18 protein-coding genes, 1 tRNA gene and 3 pseudogenes are annotated in these 18,865 nt (G+C 56.9%); 12 read left to right on the forward strand and 10 right to left on the reverse strand.

The annotated features are described in order from the left end of the window. Positions 1–18: 18 nt before the first annotated feature. From QEV83_RS02160 to QEV83_RS02180, 5 genes are all read left to right on the forward strand, one after another. A complete protein-coding gene (locus QEV83_RS02160; RefSeq protein ID WP_280129656.1) occupies positions 19–663 on the forward strand; it encodes a dihydrofolate reductase in 645 nt (214 codons plus the stop codon). Between the two features lie 113 nt (positions 664–776). Beyond that, complete coding sequence (gene hflK / locus QEV83_RS02165) at positions 777–1,898, forward strand: FtsH protease activity modulator HflK (protein WP_280129657.1); 1,122 nt, start codon at positions 777–779, stop codon at positions 1,896–1,898. After that, entirely contained in the window at positions 1,895–2,806 is a 912-nt protein-coding gene (locus tag QEV83_RS02170; protein ID WP_280129658.1) for a protease modulator HflC, read from the forward strand. The genes hflK and QEV83_RS02170 overlap by 4 nt, the downstream gene beginning before the upstream one ends. A gap of 76 nt (positions 2,807–2,882) precedes the next feature. Then, positions 2,883–4,082 (forward strand): acyl-CoA dehydrogenase, encoded by a 1,200-nt coding sequence (locus QEV83_RS02175; RefSeq protein WP_280129659.1) that lies wholly within the window; start codon positions 2,883–2,885, stop codon positions 4,080–4,082. Positions 4,083–4,225: 143 nt separating this feature from the next. Continuing rightward, positions 4,226–5,830, forward strand: coding sequence for a Na+/H+ antiporter (locus QEV83_RS02180; protein ID WP_280129660.1), 1,605 nt, complete (start codon positions 4,226–4,228; stop codon positions 5,828–5,830). Between the two features lie 137 nt (positions 5,831–5,967). Here QEV83_RS02180 and QEV83_RS02185 read toward each other — a convergent pair whose 3' ends face one another. From QEV83_RS02185 to QEV83_RS02200, 4 genes are all read right to left on the reverse strand, one after another. After that, complete coding sequence (locus QEV83_RS02185; protein ID WP_280129661.1) at positions 5,968–6,750, reverse strand: class I SAM-dependent methyltransferase; 783 nt, start codon at positions 6,748–6,750, stop codon at positions 5,968–5,970. 178 nt (positions 6,751–6,928) lie between these two features. Further along, entirely contained in the window at positions 6,929–8,362 is a 1,434-nt protein-coding gene (pyk, locus tag QEV83_RS02190) for a pyruvate kinase (RefSeq protein WP_280129662.1), read from the reverse strand. Between the two features lie 21 nt (positions 8,363–8,383). Continuing rightward, positions 8,384–8,815 carry a DUF1036 domain-containing protein gene (locus QEV83_RS02195; protein WP_280130947.1) on the reverse strand — a complete coding sequence of 144 codons (432 nt, stop codon included), beginning with the start codon at positions 8,813–8,815 and terminating at the stop codon, positions 8,384–8,386. A gap of 108 nt (positions 8,816–8,923) precedes the next feature. Beyond that, positions 8,924–9,985, reverse strand: a complete 1,062-nt coding sequence (locus QEV83_RS02200; protein WP_280129663.1) for a glycosyltransferase family 4 protein — start codon at positions 9,983–9,985, stop codon at positions 8,924–8,926. 590 nt (positions 9,986–10,575) lie between these two features. Here QEV83_RS02200 and QEV83_RS02205 point away from each other — a divergent pair. Continuing rightward, positions 10,576–10,665 (forward strand) — tRNA-Ser (locus tag QEV83_RS02205). Positions 10,666–10,758: 93 nt separating this feature from the next. Then, the gene (locus tag QEV83_RS02210) at positions 10,759–11,136 is read left to right on the forward strand and encodes a hypothetical protein (RefSeq protein ID WP_280129664.1); all 378 of its coding nucleotides are present in this window, start codon (positions 10,759–10,761) and stop codon (positions 11,134–11,136) included. 105 nt (positions 11,137–11,241) lie between these two features. Here the strand turns inward: QEV83_RS02210 and QEV83_RS02215 are convergent. The 4 genes and pseudogenes from QEV83_RS02215 to QEV83_RS02230 all read right to left on the reverse strand — a co-directional run. Continuing rightward, positions 11,242–11,316: pseudogene (locus QEV83_RS02215) on the reverse strand (hypothetical protein); the annotation flags it as partial. A gap of 205 nt (positions 11,317–11,521) precedes the next feature. Continuing rightward, the gene (locus QEV83_RS02220; protein WP_280129665.1) at positions 11,522–11,770 is read right to left on the reverse strand and encodes a hypothetical protein; all 249 of its coding nucleotides are present in this window, start codon (positions 11,768–11,770) and stop codon (positions 11,522–11,524) included. Between the two features lie 77 nt (positions 11,771–11,847). Beyond that, a complete protein-coding gene (locus QEV83_RS02225; RefSeq protein WP_280129666.1) occupies positions 11,848–12,201 on the reverse strand; it encodes a type II toxin-antitoxin system PemK/MazF family toxin in 354 nt (117 codons plus the stop codon). After that, positions 12,198–12,422, reverse strand: coding sequence for an antitoxin MazE family protein (locus QEV83_RS02230; RefSeq protein WP_280129667.1), 225 nt, complete (start codon positions 12,420–12,422; stop codon positions 12,198–12,200). The genes QEV83_RS02225 and QEV83_RS02230 overlap by 4 nt, the downstream gene beginning before the upstream one ends. Positions 12,423–12,852: 430 nt before the next feature. Between QEV83_RS02230 and QEV83_RS02235 the strand changes: the two genes are divergently transcribed. Continuing rightward, positions 12,853–12,984, forward strand: coding sequence for a hypothetical protein (locus QEV83_RS02235; protein WP_280129668.1), 132 nt, complete (start codon positions 12,853–12,855; stop codon positions 12,982–12,984). Continuing rightward, positions 12,985–13,281 (forward strand): annotated as a pseudogene (locus QEV83_RS02240) (site-specific DNA-methyltransferase); the annotation flags it as partial. 34 nt (positions 13,282–13,315) lie between these two features. Here the strand turns inward: QEV83_RS02240 and QEV83_RS02245 are convergent. After that, positions 13,316–13,750: pseudogene (locus QEV83_RS02245) on the reverse strand (DDE-type integrase/transposase/recombinase); the annotation flags it as partial. Between the two features lie 425 nt (positions 13,751–14,175). On the opposite strand from QEV83_RS02245, the gene QEV83_RS02250 reads away from it, so the two are divergent. The 3 genes from QEV83_RS02250 (at position 14,176) to QEV83_RS02260 (ending at position 17,719) form a co-directional block, all read left to right on the forward strand. After that, a complete protein-coding gene (locus QEV83_RS02250; RefSeq protein WP_280129669.1) occupies positions 14,176–15,336 on the forward strand; it encodes a glycosyltransferase family 1 protein in 1,161 nt (386 codons plus the stop codon). Between the two features lie 386 nt (positions 15,337–15,722). After that, positions 15,723–16,592 (forward strand): glycosyltransferase family 2 protein, encoded by an 870-nt coding sequence (locus QEV83_RS02255; protein ID WP_280129670.1) that lies wholly within the window; start codon positions 15,723–15,725, stop codon positions 16,590–16,592. Positions 16,593–16,687: 95 nt separating this feature from the next. After that, a complete protein-coding gene (locus tag QEV83_RS02260; protein ID WP_280129671.1) occupies positions 16,688–17,719 on the forward strand; it encodes an NAD(P)-dependent oxidoreductase in 1,032 nt (343 codons plus the stop codon). A 98-nt stretch (positions 17,720–17,817) separates the two neighbouring features. Here QEV83_RS02260 and QEV83_RS02265 read toward each other — a convergent pair whose 3' ends face one another. Beyond that, a complete protein-coding gene (locus tag QEV83_RS02265) occupies positions 17,818–18,762 on the reverse strand; it encodes a glycosyltransferase family A protein (RefSeq protein ID WP_280129672.1) in 945 nt (314 codons plus the stop codon). Between the last annotated feature and the right edge of the window lie 103 nt (positions 18,763–18,865).

Consider the following 18,865-nt stretch of genomic DNA (forward strand, 5'->3'; position numbering starts at 1 on the left):
GAGCGAAAAGTCTCATAGATGTCAGAGAGCAATCGGCCGGAAGGTAGTGAAGCGATGGACCATGGGACGCATGGGCAAGACATCCAAGCAACGTCGCCGCTGGACATCCGTTGCGCGCCCGTAGGGGTGCCTCTCGCCATTGTCGCCGCCATTGCTGAAAATGGGGTGATTGGCGATGGGCGCGGACTGCCGTGGCATTTGCCAAGCGATCTTCGGCATTTTCGTCAAATCACCCTGGGCAAACCCCTGCTCATGGGGCGCAAGACCTTCGACTCGATCGGGCGGATCTTGCCCGGCCGCGAAACAATCGTTGTCACGCGGGACCGTGCGTTCCAGCCCTCTCCTGGAGGGGGGCAAAGCGCCATCCATGTCGCGCATGACCTCGAAGCGGCGCTGGCGCTGGCCGAGGCACGAGCGCGAGAGATGGGGGCGGAGGAGATCATTTTGGCGGGTGGCGGCAATCTTTACGAAAGTTTGATCGGCCGTGCCGAGCGCATGCATTTGACCTTCGTCGATATCGCTCCCGCTGGCGCGGTCAGTTTTCCACAGATCGATTGGTCTAAATGGCTGGAGGTTAGCCGAGTCCGGCCCCGGCCGTCCGCGAAAGACGAGGCGACATTCGCCTTCGTCGATTTCGACCGCCGGCACTGCTTATCGTTGTAGTTCCCTCGCGGCTCTCCTATATGGGAGTGGCTGACTCTATCCTTCGGGTTTTTGAGGCTGGCAACCCTGCGCATGCGTTTCGTTCTTGCGCGTCCTTTCATAAAGAGAATTTCATGCCGTGGAGCAGTGAAGGCGGAAATGGCGGCTCTTGGAAACCCAGCGGTCCCGGACCCTGGGGACAAAAGCCGGGCGGGACGCCACCCGAATTTGAGGAATTCCTGAAGCGCGGGCAGGAGAAGATCAAACAATTCATGCCGGGGTCCGGCGGAATGGGAGGACGCGGCCTCATCGGCTTGGCTCTGGTCGGCACGATCGTTTGGCTTTTGTCCGGATTTTATACGGTTGGCCCGAATGAAGTCGGGCTCAACAAGGTTTTTGGCCGTTACACTGGCAAGACCGGACCGGGTTTGAACTACAACTTTCCAATTCCGATAGGCAGCGTCGAGAAACTGCAAGTAACCGATCGCAATACAACCAATATCGGTTTCGCTTTCCGGCAGGACGCACGCTCGTTGAACGGGCAGGTCCAGCTTGACGTGGCAGAAGAAAGTCTCATGTTGACCGGCGACGAAAATATCGCCGACGTCAAATTCGTCGTGATCTGGCAGATCGATCCGGTGCATCCCGAGGACTATGCCTTCAATATCTCGAACCAGCGCGAAACAGTAAAGGCGGTGGCCGAAAGCGCCATGCGCGAAGTCATCGGCCGTGGCCAGATACAGCGAATTCTGACTGCCGAACGCCAAAAAATCCAGTCGGATGTGCAAGAACTCATGCAGAAAGTCCTCAATGGGTATAAGGCCGGAATTCTGGTGTTGCAGGTGCAGTTGCAATCGGTCGATCCGCCCGAACAAGTCATCGCCGCCTTCAAGGACGTGACCGCCGCGCAACAAGATCAGAACCGTCTACGTAATGAAGCAGAAGCCTACGCCAACCGGGTCGTCCCGGAGGCCAGAGGCAAGGCCGCGGCTATTGTTCAGGAAGCGGAAGGCTACCGCCTTCAAACTGTCGCCGAGGCGACCGGTCAGGTTTCCCGCTTCAACCAAATCTACGAGCAATATAAGAAAGCGCCCGAGGTGACGCGCGAAAGGCTTTATCTCGAGACCATGGAACGTGTGCTGGGCGGCATGGACAAGATCATTCTCGACCAAAGCGGCGGCCAAGGTCAGGGAGTCGTTCCCTATTTGCCGCTTGGCGCCCTGGCGCCAAGAGATGGCGAAGGAGGCCACAAATGAAGGGCGCCGCTACCTTCGGCACAATCGCCGCCATTCTCCTCATTCTGGTCGTCGGTCTGGCTTCGGCATTCACGGTGGAGCAGACCGAGCAAGCAATCGTGTTGCGTTTTGGCGAGCCGGTCGCCGGGCGCGGTCTCATCACCACTCCGGGACTCCATTTCAAATATCCGTTTATCGAAAATGTCGTGTTTCTCGACAATCGTATCTTGGTGGTCGAGGCACCCAAACAGGAAGTGCTCGCATCCGACAACAACCGGCTCGACGTCGATTCCTTCCTGCGCTACCGGATCGTCGATCCGCTCAAATTCTATCAGACGGTGGGTTCGCCCGACCGTGCGAACAATCAGCTGGGCTACATCCTTAATTCGGCGGTCCGCCGGGTGCTTGGCGAGGCGAACATGACGCAAATCGTGCGCGACAATCGCGCCGATCTCATGGTCAAGATCCGCGATCAGGTGAACCTTGAAGGTGGCCGCCTTGGCATCGCCGCTGTTGATGTGAGAATTCGCCGCGCCGATCTGCCACGGCAGATTTCGGAAAAAGTATTTAGCCGGATGCAGAGCGAGCGGGCGCGGGAGGCGGCGGAATACCGTGCGAAGGGCTCCGAAACCGCGCAAACGATCACTGCGACCGCCGACCGGGATGTCGTCGTGCTCCGCGGCAACGCCCAGCGTCAGGCGGACCAGACGCGCGGCGAAGGCGACGCGGAACGCAACCGGATTTTTGCCGAGGCTTACGGCAAGGACCCTGATTTCTTTGCCTTCTATCGCTCGATGCAAGCCTATGAAACGGGCTTGAAGAGCGGCGAAACGCGCATGGTCTTGAGTCCAAAATCGGATTTTTTCCGCTTTTTCGGCTCACCCAACGGCCAAGCGGCGACGCCTGCGCCGGTGGCTCCCCCCCGCTGAGGATTTTACGCTCTAAAAGACTGTTGCGCTCCCGATCCGGCTTTTGGCTGGACGCCAGTGCAAGGGAGAACATGAGATGGCCGATGAAGGCGAACGCGCCCGATCCTTCGCCTGGAACGACCCTTTCGATCTCGACGGCCAACTCACGGAAGATGAAAAGCTCGTGCGGAACTCCGCCCGCGCTTTCGCGCAAGACTATCTCGCCCAGCGGGTGACCGAGGATTATCTCGAAGCACGTTTCGACCGTGAGATACTGAGGCATATGGGCCGCCTTGGGCTGCTCGGTGCGACGCTTCCCCAACATTATGGCGGTGCCGGGATTGGCGAGGTTGCCTATGGGCTTGCCGCGCGCGAGATCGAGCGCGTCGATAGCGGCTATCGTTCGATGATGAGTGTGCAGTCATCACTCGTGATGCACGCGATCCACGCCTATGGCAGCGAGGAACAACGCCGCAAATATTTGCCAAAACTCGCGGCTGGCGAATGGATCGGCTGTTTTGGCCTCACCGAACCCGACGCAGGCTCCGATCCGCTATCGATGCGCAGCAAAGCCGAGAAACATAACGCGGGTTATCGCCTTACCGGCTGCAAAACCTGGATCACCAACAGCCCGGTTGCCGACACCCTTGTGGTCTTTGTCAAATCCAGCACGCATCAAAATGCGATTCGTGGATTCATCCTCGACCGCGGGATGCAAGGATTGTCGACACCGGCGATTTCCCAAAAACTGTCGCTGCGCGCCTCGCCAACCGGCGAGATCATCATGGACGGCGTCGCCGTACCTGAAGAAAACATGTTGCCAGAGGGCTCTGGCCTGAAAGGTCCCTTTGGCTGTCTTAATCGCGCCCGTTACGGCATCTGCTGGGGTACGATGGGCGCGGCCGAAGCTTGTTTCGAAACGGCGCGGAGCTACGCGCTCGAGCGCCGGCAATTCGGCAAACCACTGGCCGCCACTCAGCTCATTCAAAAAAAGCTGGCTGACATGCACACTGAAATTGCGCTTGGGCTGCAAGCCGCATTGCGGATCGGCCGGATGTTGGAAGCGGGAAAACTTGCCCCTGAAGCGATCTCGCTCGTCAAGCGCAACAATGCAGGCAAGGCACTCGACATTGCCCGCCTCGCCCGTGACATGTTGGGTGCCAACGGGATTTCCGCCGCCTACCCTGTCATGCGTCACCTCGCCAATCTCGAAACGGTGAACACTTACGAAGGCACGCACGATATTCACGCGCTCATTCTGGGGCGCGCGATCACCGGCTTGCAGGCATTCACATAAGTTTGTCCGGCTATATGTCCGGTTGGACATTTGCACGCCCAATTGCTTTAACTTGCCCGATCAGCACGGGTCCATGCCGCGCTATGTTTTGCCAGCTGGAACCCGCGTGAGGACGACAATTCATCATCGCGGAGGGCAAATGTATGATTTCCACGATTCAGATATTGGTCTTGCTGCTGGCGGTGGTTGCGGTGGTCGCGGTCCTGGCGGACAGGCTCCAAATTCCTTCGGCGATTCTTCTGGTGTTGGCTGGGGTCGTATTGGCGCTCGTCCCAGGCTTGCCGACGCTGGAACTTGCTCCTGAGCTGGTGCTGCTTTTGGTGCTGCCGCCGGTCATATACGCCTCGGCAGTCGCCATGAGCTGGCGTGAGTTCCGTTTCAATCTGCGCCCGATCTCGCTGCTGGCCGTAGGTTGCGTCGTATTCACAACCACCGCCGTTGCCGCCGCAACTCATTTTGCCTTGGGGCTTGCATGGCCGGTTGGTTTCGTATTGGGTGCCATTGTTTCGCCGCCAGATGCCATAGCGCCGCTCTCGATCGCCCGCCGGATGCAGCTCCCAAGACGCATCCTGATCATCCTCGAAGGCGAAGGGCTCGCGAATGACGCGACCGCGCTCATTCTCTATCGCTTCGCTGTCGCCGCCGTGAGCGCCGGGGTTTTTTCGCCCGGTGAGGCAACGGCAACGTTTGCTGCCATCGTCGGCGGCGAAATCGTCTGGGGCATTGGAGTGGGTTGGCTGACCTTGCGCCTGCGGCGCTGGATTCACGATCCACGAATTGAGATCACCGTCTCGATTTTGGTGCCGTTCCTTGCCTATTGGCCACCCGAACATTTGGGGGGCTCCGGCGTGCTCGCCACCGTCACTGCCGGTCTCTATATCAGCTGGAATGGCCTCCGGCTGATTAGCGCCGCGACACGCCTCCAGGGCATTTTCTTTTGGGATTTGTTCATCTACCTCATCGAAGGCCTGGTATTTCTCATAACCGGCCTCCAAGCACGAACCCTGCTCGCCCGCATTGGCGACCATAATTTGTATGAGCTGGCGACCTCCGCCGCTCTGGTCACCACGGTGGTAATCGTAACTCGCTTCGTCTGGATGTATCCGGCGACCTATCTTCCGCGTTGGCTGTATCCGCCGCTCAAACGTCGGGATCCAGCACCCCCTTGGCAATGGCCGTTCATTTTGGCTTTCACGGGTGTCCGCGGCATTGTCTCGCTGGCCGCTGCCCTCGCGATCCCGTTTGTAACGGCGAACGGGGCGCCGTTCCCCGACCGCGATCTGATTCTCTTTCTAACGTTTTCCGTCATCCTCGTGACATTGGTCGGCCAAGGATTGATGCTGCCACGCCTTATCCGGGCTCTTTGCCTCGCTCATGCTGGGCGCCTTGAGCGGCGCGTCGACAAGCTCGCCGAACATACGGTCCGCCGGCATGGGATCGAAGCAGCCTTAAACAGACTTGAGGAGATCGCGTCGGAACGAAAACTTTCCGAGGACGTGGTCGGTTCCCTTCACGCACGCCACAGCGACAGACTGACGCATATCGAGCATCGAATCGATGGCAATGATGGCCATAGGAAGCTCACCGAACTGCATGACGAGATAGAACTTCAGCTGATCACTGCCGAACGGCATTACATCAACGAACTTTATCGCGCCGGCGGACTGAAAGACGAGGCGCGGCGTCGAATCGAGCGGGAACTCGATCTTCGTGAAGTGGGTTTGTCAAATGAAATGGTCGAGGAATAACACACTGCGCCGCTCTGGCGGCTTGTTCCACGCAGGCTGAACAAAGTGTCAGCCAAAGATTTCTTTGAAAGGCGATCCTTAGTTCATCCAAACATGCGAATTTTAAAACAACGCAGCACGATTACTCATACTCTCCGTCAGTTTGGCTTCTTCCCGATCATATACAGATCCGAACATAGGGAGGGTCTAAGGCGCAAGGGATAATCCATCAATTTGGTCAGAGCCCTGACCGCGGGATTGCGCGAATAATAACCTAGCCAGTTGCGGCCGAAAATTTCCACGTCATGAAGCTTCATATCGTTGGATATGTATATCAAATCTTCAACCACCGGCTCCCGTACATGACCTCGAAACTGTGGTTGCTCATACCAATGTTCCATCGAGCTCCAATTCCCCTTGCCGAGAGGGACGCTGATCCGTTTCCGCAAATTCACGCTGTTTGGCACGCCCAAGATAAAGACGCCGCCTGGTTTCAGTTTGGCGACAACTTCGGCGAAAAGTTGCTTTGGGGAATTGTGCCAATGCTCCATGCTATCGAAGGAAGTAATGATGTCGAAATAGCCCTCAAGGTCGCTAATTCCCTTAGCGATCACATCACGCGATACGACTTCCACGCCGCTGTCTCGGTGTAAATCTAAGATAGATTGTCCCCCTCCGACGTTGCTGTTGATAAAATCATTGAAGTCATCAACCAATACAGTCCGTCTGAACCCCAACGCGGCGCAACCGATTGAAAATAACCCAACGCCACCACCGAGATCACAGATCTCGAGTTCGCCAGGCGGCTTTGGCTCTATGCCCTTCAAAGCGAGACCTACATGGTAGAATATGCGAGGAATATCATTGACCTGTTCTACGACCAGCTCGATCGGATAACGATTGGCGGCCTTGGCTAACGCCTCATGTAAGTTGTTTTGCATTGATCCTCCGCAGGGGAGACTTTCAGTGAAGTTGAACATAGGATTGCAACTAACTTAACCTTTGTCGAGCGGATATTGCGCGAACATAACCAGATCGATCGTAATTGTTTCAGCCTGAAGATACTTTCCGAAATGGCAGAACGAAGAGAGAAGCAACGCACGCGCTCACCAACACTTCCTATTTTGAGTCCGCGTCAAGGACTGCGATTCGGACCATATTGGTTGCGCCAGGCGTCCCAAAGGGAACGCCCGCGACGATAATGACGCGTTCTTGCGCCTTCGCGAAACCCTCGCGTCCAGCGAATTTGCAAGCGCGTTTGGACATGTCGTCGACGTCATGCGCATCCTTTGTAACGACCGCGTGGACGCCCCAAACAAGCGCCAGGCGGCACGCCGTTTCACGGTTTGGTGTCAGAGCCAGAACAGGTGCTTCGGGCCTTTCGCGGGCGATGCGGAAAGCGGTCGCGCCTGAGGACGTCCAGGCAACAATTGCTTTCAAATCCAGCGTTTCGGCAAAGTAACGCGCGGCCACGGCAATCGCGATCGCATCAGCATTGGTTGCCTCTGGAGGAGCGCGCTGCGCATTGATGATGCTCCGGTAATAGGAGTCTCGCTCGACCTCCTCCGCGATTTTGTTCATCGTCGTGACAGCTTCCACCGGATACGCGCCCGTGGCGCTTTCCGCGGAAAGCATGATGGCATCGGCACCTTCGAAGACCGCCGTCGCAATATCCGAGACTTCGGCGCGCGTCGGAACAGGCGCCTTGATCATGGATTCAAGCATTTGTGTCGCTACGACCACAGGCTTGCCAAATCGGCGCGCCATGCGATTGATCCGCTTTTGCAAGCCAGGGACTTTTTCGAGCGGCATTTCAACCCCGAGATCGCCGCGGGCAACCATCAACGCGTCGGAAATCTCGACAACCTCGTCGAGCCGAGAAATTGCTTGCGGCTTTTCTATCTTTGACATCACGAGTGCCCTGCCCCTGGTCAACTTCTTGACCTCGGCGACATCATCGGGTCGTTGCACGAAAGAGACGGCGACCCAATCCACTCCGGCCTCAAGCCCCGCCTCGAGATCGGCGCGATCCTTTTCGGTGATCGAAGACACGGGTATTTCAGTATCCGGTAAACTTACACCCTTGCGGTTCGAGACCTCTCCCGCGACATCGACGGTCGCGACGGCACGTTTACCGTTGGTCTCCGTGACATGAAGACGGATCTTGCCATCATCGATAAGGATGGTGTCGGCGGCTTTCAGAGCAAGCAGAATCTCGTGATGCGGAAGGCAAACACGACTTTCATCACCGGGCACAGGGTTCGAATCAAAGATGAACTTGTCACCCTTGGCAAGTCTGACGACCCGGTTTTTAAAAGTGCCAATTCGGAGTTTCGGACCTTGAAGATCAATCAGAATACCTATAGGGCGGCCGCATTCCTCTTGGAGAGCCCGGATCATTTCGACCTGATTGCGCATCTGATCATGCGAGGCATGACTCATATTGATACGAAAGAGGTCGGCGCCGGCATGAAACAAAGCCGAAACCATCGCCGGATTTGCCGATGCTGGCCCCAGGGTCGCAATGATTTTGCACCGGCGTAAGCGCCGCATTCTAGCCTCGCTCGGAGAAGATCATGGGATCTGCGGAGTCTGCGCCGCGTCGGTCAGTTGAACAGTCCAGTTTTTTGAATCCTTACCTGTATCGACCTCGAAAAAGCCGCTTCGGTCAAAGCCCCGCACAAAACAATCTTCCCGGCCGATAATACGGAATTCGCGGTCGCGGGTGCACATGAAAGCCTTGCCCTTCCATTCGCCGCCATGTTCATCCATTGCGTAGATGTAATAGAATTCTTCGGCCAGCGGCCCGCGCACCAGCGTTTCGCAACCACTTTCCTTTAAATTCCACCAGCCCTCGCTGATCCACGTCTCGCCGTCGGTATAGGCCAGCGCGACACTTACCCTGCTACTGGAATTGTTGCAGAGACGAAAATCCGCGCGGGCCGGCGCGATGAAGCAACAAAGGAGAAAAATCGCGGTCGAGGCGGGGATAATAGCTTGTTTCATCAACGTCAAGGTCGTGGCTTTATCTTTAACTTTGTTTGACAAACCAGGGTCAGCGCTCAAGATGCTGCCCCGGCGGCTGACGGTGAACATCAATTGAACACTCCGGCCTCATAAGCGCTTCAAACTGGCATACACTTTGTCGTAATCGTCGACCAGGCGCTCGACTGTGAAATAGCCAGATCCCGTCTTTGCTTTCATCCGCCATTCTCGCAGCGCTTCCTCGTCTTGCATGAGTTCGCGCAAAACCTTGGCAAACTGATCTGGCCGGCCGGGCTCAACCAATTGGCCAGCTTCGCCATGACCGAGAAGCTCTGGTGTTCCGCCTACCGCGGTCGCTACGATCGCGCAACCCGCCTCTCGCGCTTCCGGAATCACAAGACAGCAAGGATCGGCATAAGAGGCCAATACGAAAATTTGCGACTGCCGCAACAAAGGCTGCGGCGCCTCGACGGGTCCAATGAAATGCGCTGACCCAGAGAGTCCAAGTTCCCCCGCCAATGCTTCCAGTTTCTCCCTATCCGGGCCTCCCCCAATAATATTGAGGTGCCAGTTTGGAAACTCCGGGAGAAGCAGGCGAAACGCGGCGAGGAGATCGTGGACGCCTTTTCGCGGATGCAAGCCGCAGACGGTAGTAATCGAAGGCGTGGCGAGCACAACATCGGTTGGAATACCAAAATTTTCGCGCGGCGAACCGTTGGGTCCATTGAGGACAACCGTAACCTGGTCCGGCTTGAATCCCCGGCTAAGAAGCAAATTCCGTTCGGCTTTGCTCACCGCAACAACGACGCGTCCGGCTCGCATGAGGATCGCATGGCGATCGAAAGAGTTGTGAACAGTCGTCACGAGCGGCACGCCGGTCAGCTTCGAGGCAAAATAACCGAAAACCGCGCTTGACATCATGTGCGCATGAATGACATCCGGCTTAAACTTCCGGCACAACCGCACCAAGGCCGCGACACTGCGAGCGAGCGCCAAGGGACTGCTCTCTTGGCCTTGGCTTATCTCTGCGCGGTGCACGCCATGCGCATCGAGGAGCGTATCGTAATGGCCCCCAGCGCTGGCGTAGACCACCTGATGTCCCTTTCGCACTTGTCCGCACGCCAAGTCGACAGCAACGTTGACATTCCCATTGCAATGCCGGCTATGCTTGATCAGATGAAGAATATGCATCGCCTCTCCAGAACCTTGGCCCGTGGATTCGTGTAATGACGCGGCCGGCATTTCCCGGTATCCTTCAAAAATACGGCGTCGGTCAACAATGTTGATCAAGAATAAAACAGGGCGTCCAATTTTCAGCTAACTATGCAAAGATCAAGCGCAAGATCAATATGTGAACATTATAGGGGCATGATCCAGAGTGCGGCATAGTATTCAATGCCATCCAGTGCAACGGCGATATTAGAGCGCGGCATTCCGCGGCATTTGGAAGCCCTCCACGAAAGTCCTTGCCGCCGCGTCCCCTCCAGGATTCTGGTCGAAATTCTTCTGACGCGAAGGAATACACCAATCCGTCGCAGGTTGGTCAAAGATTTGCTCGCATGGTTTGATTGGGAGAGTCTTTTCTGTTACCTACCTCGGTTCTGACAAGGCTATCCATGACACAATAGTCACAACCGCCTTTGGGGCGCGAGGATAGCAGCGTCGGCTTGCGCTTAATTTGTGCAGCCTTATAGTTGGTTGCCGTTTGGTTTGGCGCTCGCGGAAGCGGAGTAGCACAGTCGGGCACTAGGTTTATCCTTTTGTCACGCAATACGAACAGCGGAGGGGTGGCCGAGTGGTTGAAGGCGCACGCCTGGAAAGTGTGTATGCGGGAAACCGTATCGCGGGTTCGAATCCCGCTCCCTCCGCCAATTCAGAACAGAACTGCGAACGCCGGGCGTAGCCGATTTTACGCCCGAGGCGGCGGCAAGGGTTCTGAGCAGATCGCCCTTCGATCCCATGATGTGGACTTCGCCGTCCGCGACCTCGACGCGCTGGGCGAGCGCGCGGAGATGATCGCGGCGATAGCCGCCGCCTTCGATCCTGATCCGCTCGCGGGCCGTCCTCGCAAACTTTTGGACCATGGCGGGCGTGATTGCCTTTTGCCCCGCGCTTTCCGTCATGGCTTGGGCGTGATCGGCGTCGGCTTGGGCCTGATCGCGGATCGCCTTGAGGACGGTGATTCGCTCCTTGAGCGCCGGATCGTCCAGATCGGCGACGCCGGTCTCGATGGCGTCATAGAGCCGCTTCAGCCGCAATTCTGTTTCGGCCGCCCGCTTGTTCAGTTCGGCGATATGCTCGCGCCTGCGTTCGGTGCGCTCCTGGCGGCGATCGAGGACTGAGGCCAGCACTTCTTCGAGCTGTTCCGGCTGTAGCAAGCGGTCCTCGATGTGGCCGGCGACAAGGTTGTCCAGCTTCTCCATCGAGATCGAGCGGCCCTTGCAGCCGGTCTCGCCCTGCCGGGCCTTTATCGAACACGTGTAATAGCGATAGCGGCCGCCCTTGCCGGTGCGCAGCGTCATGGCCCCGCCGCAATTGGCGCAAAAACAGATGCCAGTAAGGAGGGGACATAGGTTTCGACGAGCTGATAGCCGCGAAACTGACAGTAACCCTCGCCCTGTCGCTTCTGGTCCGGGATCGAGACATCATGCTCGGCCTGCCGGGCTGTCGAGATCGCAGGTAAAGGGCGGCGCGCAGTGGTACAGTCATATCGTCAATCCCCTCAAATCATCGGCCCGGCCCCAAGAACTCGTCGAACAGGTCGCGGAACCACGCCTCGAATACGTCGATTTCGGCGTCCGTGACCGGAACGCGCGCCGGCCAGTCGTCGGTGACGCGCCAAATCTCAAGGGCGTGCTTGGATGGCCGGCCGATGCGCGGCCAGGGTTCGATTTGAATGGAAAGATCGTCGGGGAGATCGCCGAGAGCGGCATTCTCGGGACGGGCATTTGTATTTCGGGTGCGCGGTTGAGTCATGCCGACAGGATCGCGCGAACTGCCGACAAACAGAACGGCCCAATTCTACACCTGGGCACGTTCGGCGGCATCTCCCGTCACCCCTCCCGCTTGGTTCTTGGAGAAACCGCTAATCCAAGGAACACCAGCACGGCCTGATTGAGTCGCAGGATATCCTCGTCATCGAGACTGCCGACCCGCGCGCCGACCTTCGACTTCGGGACGGTAGTGATCTTGTCCACCATCAGGCGGCAGGCGGTGCGTAGGCCGTTGCGCTGGTTCGGCTCGACGGTCAGGCGGAACAGTGGCGCGTCCGTCTCGCCGGTGGTGAAGGCGCAGACCGTGATGGAGTCCGTCGCGTCGAAGCTATCGTCCTGAACGATGACGACGGGACGCGGTGTGCCCGCGTAGTCTTTGCCGCCGGCGACGGTCCAGATATCGTCCCGCCTCATTCATCGCCCCAGACCGAGACCGCGTCGATGAACGCCTGATCCTTGGCCGCATGGGGACTGGCCGCGACGGCCAGCGACTGGCGGTGCGCCTCGGATCGGAACGCGGGCGCGCGGACGTCCGGCACCCAAATCTGGATCGGACGCAGGCCCTGGCCGCGCAACCGCTCGCGATGCTCGCGCACCTTTACGCGCGACGGCTTGGGGCTTGACGCAGAGGCCATGATCGTGTCTCCAACAGATAGTTACATGTAACTTAGCATCGCCCCCCCTTTGACCAGAACCTTTCATCGCGGCGGGCTTCGAAAAATGAAGGGCGCGGAGCCTGGCAGCCATTACAGAGAGGGGCGCGATCCCGTTTCCCCTTTCCCGGTCAAATCCTACCAAAAGGCCGCTAGGGTGCCGAAAAGGGCGTTGGAATCGTTGATAAATTCTTGCCAAACGGCTCGCCCCCGACCGACCGGCCCGGAGAAGGACAAGTCCCGTCAGGGACTTGGATGATGACCGGGGAGCCGCTTTTATCTTGCCGTCGATCCTCCGTCCCTGCCCCCCCGAAATTCGCACGCTGTTCTCCTTCCAGCGCCACCCGAAACAACTTGGCGGAAAGAGTCATTCCGCCCTTAATGCCGCAGTTGATCGCCACGCGATTCGGCCATGAAAACCATGTCGGCGATCGAAAAGCATCGGCGCGGCGTTGTGACGGTCGTTAAGGTGGAAGAATATGTGCGGCCGACCGGCAAGCCGGCGGCGGATCGGCGGACGGCCCAGAACGATAAGATGAGTTGAATGCCCATCCTGAGTTGGCTCACCCGAGACGATGATATCCGCGCCGCCCAACGCGTGCCATACCGCCTGCTGGAGGAAGCCCCCGCGCTGTCGGCGGGCGATCCGGCGGCGGGAAACCTGCTGATCCAGGGCGACAATCTCGACGCGCTGAAGGCGCTGTTGCCGTTCTACGCTGGGCAAGTGAAGTGCATCTATATCGACCCGCCATACAACACTGGGCAGGCGTTCGTGCAGTATGACGACAATATCGAGCACTCAATCTGGCTTGGAATGATGTATGCACGCCTTGAATGTTTGCGTGTGACCTTCTCCCGCTTTAGTGGACGCCTGATTAAGCGGCTTGGCGTTCTGCCTGTTCGGGGGTGATATAACCAAGAGCGGAATGAAGCCGCTGACGATTGTAATATCCTTCGATGTAGGCGAACAAGTCGTGCCAGGCGGCATCCCGGTTTGGGTAGCAAGCCTGTTGCGCGAGTTCAATTTTCAGTGTGCCGAAGCAACTTTCCATCGGTGCATTGCCCTCCGCCGATTACTCCATCGAGCTTCGCTCGACGGAGCCTCTAATCGGCTTCGCCCAGCAATTTCTCTTTCGGCTCATAGATTGAATCATCCCGGCCGCGCCGAGAACCTTGCGGTAATCGGCAGTGGCAAATTGGCTGCCGCGATCGGAATGGTGGATCAGGCCAGGCGGCGGCTTCTGCCGCTGGATGGCCATGGTCAGGGCTGCGATGGTCAATTCCGCCCGCATGTGGTCACGCATCGCCCAGCAATTGCCAATATTTTGGGTCAAATAGATGATCTGATGCTAAAATTTTATGAAAATAGGGTCTCATCCAATCGCTGGAAAAGCGCTTTTGGGAATCATCACTGCCCTTCTCTCCGGGTAGATAGCTGACAACGAGAAGCGATGGTCACGGACATCGCGGCCAAATTGGAAGAAATCCATAACCACGCCGTCGCCGGAGTCTATTTAAACTCACGCTATGACCTAAATGGTTCTATCAATTCCTGCTAAGGTTAATCTAGCCTATGGAAACATGCTGCCAATCGGCGCAATTTGCTCAACCATGTATGAGATCCTGACTCAGTTTCGTTGCATCACACCGAGATCCACAAGATGTTTCAGAGATCTTATCTGTGCATCGACGTATCTTGGCCTTGAACGATGACGCTTACCTATGAGGCGTCTTAATGCTGAACGCACCTAACCAAGTCGATTTTGAATTCACACTGGCTCTAAACAACAGCACAGGAAAATATTTTATCGGTCAAGACGTGATTGAGGCTTGTGGTGACCTCATTCGACATGTGTGGTATTGGCGCATGCCCGCGAAATCGCTTCCGCGCCGCAGCGTTTCAAGAGTATTGGGCCGCCTGGCGCTAATCGAAGTTAATGCTAGAGTTGCATTGCGCTCATCATGGTTTGTGCCGCCGCTGGTACGATGCCCAAGACCCATGGTCTTCACGGATCCAAGAGAAGTCATTTTGTACGAGATAAAGCCTTGCGACGTCGTGGTCTGCCATGACATGGGGCCTCTCACACACTCTCATTTGTATGGTCGAAAGGTCCGGTCCACTTACGAGATTGCGTTCAAGAAAATTAAACAAGCAAAACCGATTTTGATTTTTGTTAGCAAGTGTAGCATGAACAATTTCGTGTCATTGTATGGCGATGATTATCGCTCTATGAGTGTGATCTATCCTGGGATACGTGAGGGTATCTTCAGTGGTAACGCAGAACCTTTCGAGGTTGCTTCGCAGCGATATTTGCTGTCGGTTGGTAGCGTTGGTTTAAGGAAAAATTACCTACGCACCATTGAAGCCTTCTCACGATCCAAGCTCGTTGATGAAGGATTTTCTTACATCATCTGTGGCGGCACAGAACCAGGATTTGACGACGTCATTGAAGCTGCCGGCAGCGTTCCCGGCGTTATCATCCCGGGTTATGTGAATGACAACCAACTTCGTTGGCTCTATAGGCATGCTAGCGGCTTTGTCTTGCCGAGCCTGCTCGAAGGTTTTGGTTTGCCTGTGGCTGAAGCCATTTACAATGGCCTTGTTCCATTGCTGACAATAGGGAGCGCTATGCACGAGGTAGCAGGCGACTCGGCGCTTCTCGTTGACCCTTTAAACTCGGCTGAAATTGCCGAGGGAATGCTGTGCCTCGCCAATATGGGACAAGAGGAACGGCTGTCGCGGTTAGAGGCGCTTCAAAAAAGTTGTGCGCGCTTTTCCCGGAATTCCGCAAACTCAGCCTGGCGTTCCACTTTACTTCAAGCCATCGAGGATGCTCGTCTGCCGTGGGCAGGAGACAATGTTCCGCTTGAGGCGAGATCGCACATAAGCAGCTGATGGTGTGCTTATGCGAAAAGGCTCACCCACCGGGCCAATGCCGGACATCTCGTCGCACGCAACGTCGACCTTCATGGCCTTCAGTTTCAGCCCTTGCGCGTCAGACAGCAAAGTCTCTGCTGGTCACTCCACGTATTCCTGTTTTTGTAAACCTTGAAAGCAGCAGTGCCCAGCGCGGCACGGAGATGGGGAGAGTTTAGTCATCACTGCTGTTGCCATCATCCCACAGCCCGATTACATTATCTTCTACACATAATGCCTTATGTCATTGAAAATATTAAATAGTGTTAAGATACGAGGGAGCGGACGTAACGCACGCGAGCGATTATTGCGGACTCTCCGGTCGCTGTTTTTATCTTTGATGCCTATGTAGGATTTGGCAGACCATGAGACTTTTTGTGATTATCCCGACTCTCAAGCGCAAAGAGCTTCTGAGCCGGGTATTGAAACATTTAGGCCATCAGACGAGGTTGCCTGACGAAGTGATTGTCTCGGCGCCTGATGCGACCCATGTGGAGGCGTTCCAGCCCGAACACTTCCCTATTTCCTATGTATTCGGAAGTCCAGGTCTGTGTGCCCAGCGAAACCGGGCCATCGAACGGGCGCTCGGACGCTGCGACATCATCACGTTTTTTGATGACGACTTCCTGCCTGCCGACGATTATCTGCGGCGGCTTGAAGAGGGGTTCACCGCGCATCCGGATTGGGCAGTTGTCATGGGCGAAACCGCTGCCGATGGAGCACACAACTCTGGATACACCTTCGATGAGGGACTAGCGTTGCTGCGTCAAGCTGAATGCCGCGAGCGCCCGCGTTGGGTCTCTGACCATGTCGGCGCCTACGGGTGCAACATGTCCGTGCGGGCAACTCAAATCGGCGATTTGCGTTGCGACGAACGCCTTGTCCTTTATGGATGGCAGGAGGACATCGATTTCACCAGTCAACTTAAAAAGTTCGGCCGTGTTGTCGGCCTGAACACACTTGTCGGCGTTCATCTCGGCGCCAAATCGGGGCGGGAAGCCGGCGTGAAACTGGGCTATTCTCAGGTGGCCAACCCGGTTTACCTGATGAGAAAAGGAACCGTTCCCGCCGCGTTTGCTTTGAACTTAATCTGGCGCAATATCGCTGCCAATGCCATCAAGAGCTTCTGGCCGGAGCCATACGCCGATCGGAGGGGACGCCTCAAAGGTAATTTGTTAGCCGCCATCCACTTCATTCGGGGCCGGATCGAGCCTGAATATATTTTGAAACTTTGAGCTCGAATGGAACATACCGAGGGGCGGCGGCCGTTTGGTGAGCACACTTAAATTAATCCTTTTGTATAATAATTTACTTTCAAGGAAACTTATGCATGAAGGTTCTTGTCACCGGTCATTTGGGTTATGTTGGCACGGTCATGGTTCCCTTGCTCCGCGCGGCCGGGCATGAGGTCCACGGGTACGACAGTGATCTGTACCGGCGCTGCACCTACGCCGCCGGCGGCACGATCATGGATGTTCCCGCAAGCAGCAAAGACACACGAGACGTGGTTGTAGCGGACTTAGCCGGCTTCGGCGCAGTGATCCATTTGGCTGCGCTTTCCAATGATCCGCTCGGCAATATCAATCCGGACCTAACCTACAGGATCAACCACCGCGCGAGTGTGGGCCTCGCCAAGGCGGCGAAGGAGGCTGGCGTGAGCCGGTTCTTGTTCGCCTCCTCCTGCAGCAACTACGGGCGTGCTGGCGACGACATGATCGATGAGTCGGGTGCGCTCAATCCAGTTACGCCATATGGTCAATCGAAGGTCTGGTCTGAGCGGGACATATCTGCGCTCGGGGATGAGAACTTCTGCCCCGTTTATCTCCGTCCGGCCACAGCTTACGGTGTGTCCCCTCGGATGCGCTTTGACATTGTCTTGAATAATCTCGTGGCGTGGGCGGTCACCAAAGGTCTGATCTATTTGAAATCCGATGGCACACCGTGGCGGCCCATCGTCCATATCGAGGATTTTTCGCGCGCGTTCTTGGCCGCTCTCGAAGCTCCCAGGGACGTCATTTTCAATCAAGCATTCAATGTTGGACACAGCGCCCATAATTACCGAATCCGGGATCTGGCCGAAATTGTCGCCGAAGTGGTCCCGGATTGCCGCCTCGAATACGCGCCGGAAGCCGGTCCCGATACACGCTCTTACCGTGTCAACTTTGACAAGATCGCGCGTGCGCTGCCCGCGTTTCAGCCCGAATGGGACGCGCGTCGCGGGGCTAAGCAATTGTATGATGCCTATCGCACATCCAGTCTGACCTTGGAGGAGTTCGAGGGCCCCCGCTATCAGCGTATCGCTCATATCGAAAAGCTGGTCGCGGATGGCGTTATCGACCAGGAATTGCGGCTTTTGAATTGATTGGATTTGATGCCGGACAAAGCCGGTCTCGCGGTCCGTCTCCGCGGCACGCAGTGTTCGCCGCCTAGGCAGTAACTCGATTTAGGTTGTGCACGCTTCTAGACAGGTTTGCTGGCGAAGAGGCGCCGGGACACATCCACCGGCGTCGTCAGTCCTCGTCCGAAACCGGTAAGCCAGGAAGCGGCGCGGTCAATCCCGATCCGGCTACCTTGGCGAAGACTGGAACGGATCGCCCTGGCCTGCTCCCCGAGGATGTTAAGCGAGATCCAGAGTGCCATAAGGTCACCGGACCGAATGTGCTTCGCGAGAACTGCACCCTCGCCGTAGGAGTAATCGCGCATCAACCGCAGCCCGCTACCATCGCCATAGGACCGTTTGCCCCAATGCAGGACTCCGTTATCGGGGTCCCGCACAACCTTCACCCCGGCACGCAGCGCACGGTAGTAAATGTCATACTCTTCGCAGCTTCGGAATGGGGCCCCAGGACCAATGGCGTCGTCGAATCCGCCGATCCGCTCGAAGAGCCCGCGGCGCGCGAACATATTGGCGCCGGCGCCTCCCCGCAGCCGCGCCCTGGCCGTGCCAGAGACCTCTTCCAGCCGCTCGGGACTGAAGGTTGGCACGAACCATTGGCTGGGGTCGTGCGGGATGGCCAAAAGCGCCCCGTAGACCAGGTAAACTTCCGGCCGCGCTTCCAGTAGCTCGTGACCCCGCGTCAGCCAGTCCGGGCACACTGTGCAATCATCATCAGTAAAGGCGAAGAGGCGGCCGGAGGCGTGCTCTATGGCCGCGTTGAGCGCCGCGGACTTTCCCCGCACCCGGCTGTGATGGATGCGCAAGCGAGGGTCTCGGATACCCATATAGGGCTGGGGGCTCTGGTCGATGACTATAACCTCGAAGGAGCTATGATTGCTGGCCAGTACGCTCTGAAGGCAGGCATCGAGCTGCTCCGGCCGCTCTCGAGTCGGGATCAGTACCGAAATCTGCACCGGCCCATCGATTGCTGCCTGGAGAGAGTGTTCCCGATCGTTCCCATGAATCATCTCGCTCCCCCGAAATCGCTACCCGCCTCCCTCACAGCGGCTAACGTCCCTGACAGCGTCATATATTGTGATATGAACGCTAACAGTGGCGTGCATCTTAAGG

The sequence above is a fragment of the Methylocapsa sp. D3K7 genome, assembly GCF_029855125.1.
GTDB lineage: Bacteria > Pseudomonadota > Alphaproteobacteria > Rhizobiales > Beijerinckiaceae > Methylocapsa.

Excerpts from the sequence above, each read along its gene's own strand:
- QEV83_RS02160 (WP_280129656.1), top strand. The coding sequence starts at position 19 with ATGTCAGAGAGCAATCGGCCGGAAGGTAGTGAAGCGATGGACCATGGG.
- hflK (WP_280129657.1), top strand. The coding sequence starts at position 777 with ATGCCGTGGAGCAGTGAAGGCGGAAATGGCGGCTCTTGGAAACCCAGC.
- QEV83_RS02170 (WP_280129658.1), top strand. The coding sequence starts at position 1,895 with ATGAAGGGCGCCGCTACCTTCGGCACAATCGCCGCCATTCTCCTCATT.
- QEV83_RS02175 (WP_280129659.1), top strand. The coding sequence starts at position 2,883 with ATGGCCGATGAAGGCGAACGCGCCCGATCCTTCGCCTGGAACGACCCT.
- QEV83_RS02180 (WP_280129660.1), top strand. The coding sequence starts at position 4,226 with ATGATTTCCACGATTCAGATATTGGTCTTGCTGCTGGCGGTGGTTGCG.
- QEV83_RS02185 (WP_280129661.1), bottom strand. The coding sequence starts at position 6,750 with ATGCAAAACAACTTACATGAGGCGTTAGCCAAGGCCGCCAATCGTTAT.
- pyk (WP_280129662.1), bottom strand. The coding sequence starts at position 8,362 with ATGCGGCGCTTACGCCGGTGCAAAATCATTGCGACCCTGGGGCCAGCA.
- QEV83_RS02195 (WP_280130947.1), bottom strand. The coding sequence starts at position 8,815 with ATGAAACAAGCTATTATCCCCGCCTCGACCGCGATTTTTCTCCTTTGT.
- QEV83_RS02200 (WP_280129663.1), bottom strand. The coding sequence starts at position 9,985 with ATGCATATTCTTCATCTGATCAAGCATAGCCGGCATTGCAATGGGAAT.
- QEV83_RS02220 (WP_280129665.1), bottom strand. The coding sequence starts at position 11,770 with ATGACTCAACCGCGCACCCGAAATACAAATGCCCGTCCCGAGAATGCC.
- QEV83_RS02225 (WP_280129666.1), bottom strand. The coding sequence starts at position 12,201 with ATGAGGCGGGACGATATCTGGACCGTCGCCGGCGGCAAAGACTACGCG.
- QEV83_RS02230 (WP_280129667.1), bottom strand. The coding sequence starts at position 12,422 with ATGGCCTCTGCGTCAAGCCCCAAGCCGTCGCGCGTAAAGGTGCGCGAG.
- QEV83_RS02235 (WP_280129668.1), top strand. The coding sequence starts at position 12,853 with ATGAAAACCATGTCGGCGATCGAAAAGCATCGGCGCGGCGTTGTGACG.
- QEV83_RS02250 (WP_280129669.1), top strand. The coding sequence starts at position 14,176 with ATGCTGAACGCACCTAACCAAGTCGATTTTGAATTCACACTGGCTCTA.
- QEV83_RS02255 (WP_280129670.1), top strand. The coding sequence starts at position 15,723 with ATGAGACTTTTTGTGATTATCCCGACTCTCAAGCGCAAAGAGCTTCTG.
- QEV83_RS02260 (WP_280129671.1), top strand. The coding sequence starts at position 16,688 with ATGAAGGTTCTTGTCACCGGTCATTTGGGTTATGTTGGCACGGTCATG.
- QEV83_RS02265 (WP_280129672.1), bottom strand. The coding sequence starts at position 18,762 with ATGATTCATGGGAACGATCGGGAACACTCTCTCCAGGCAGCAATCGAT.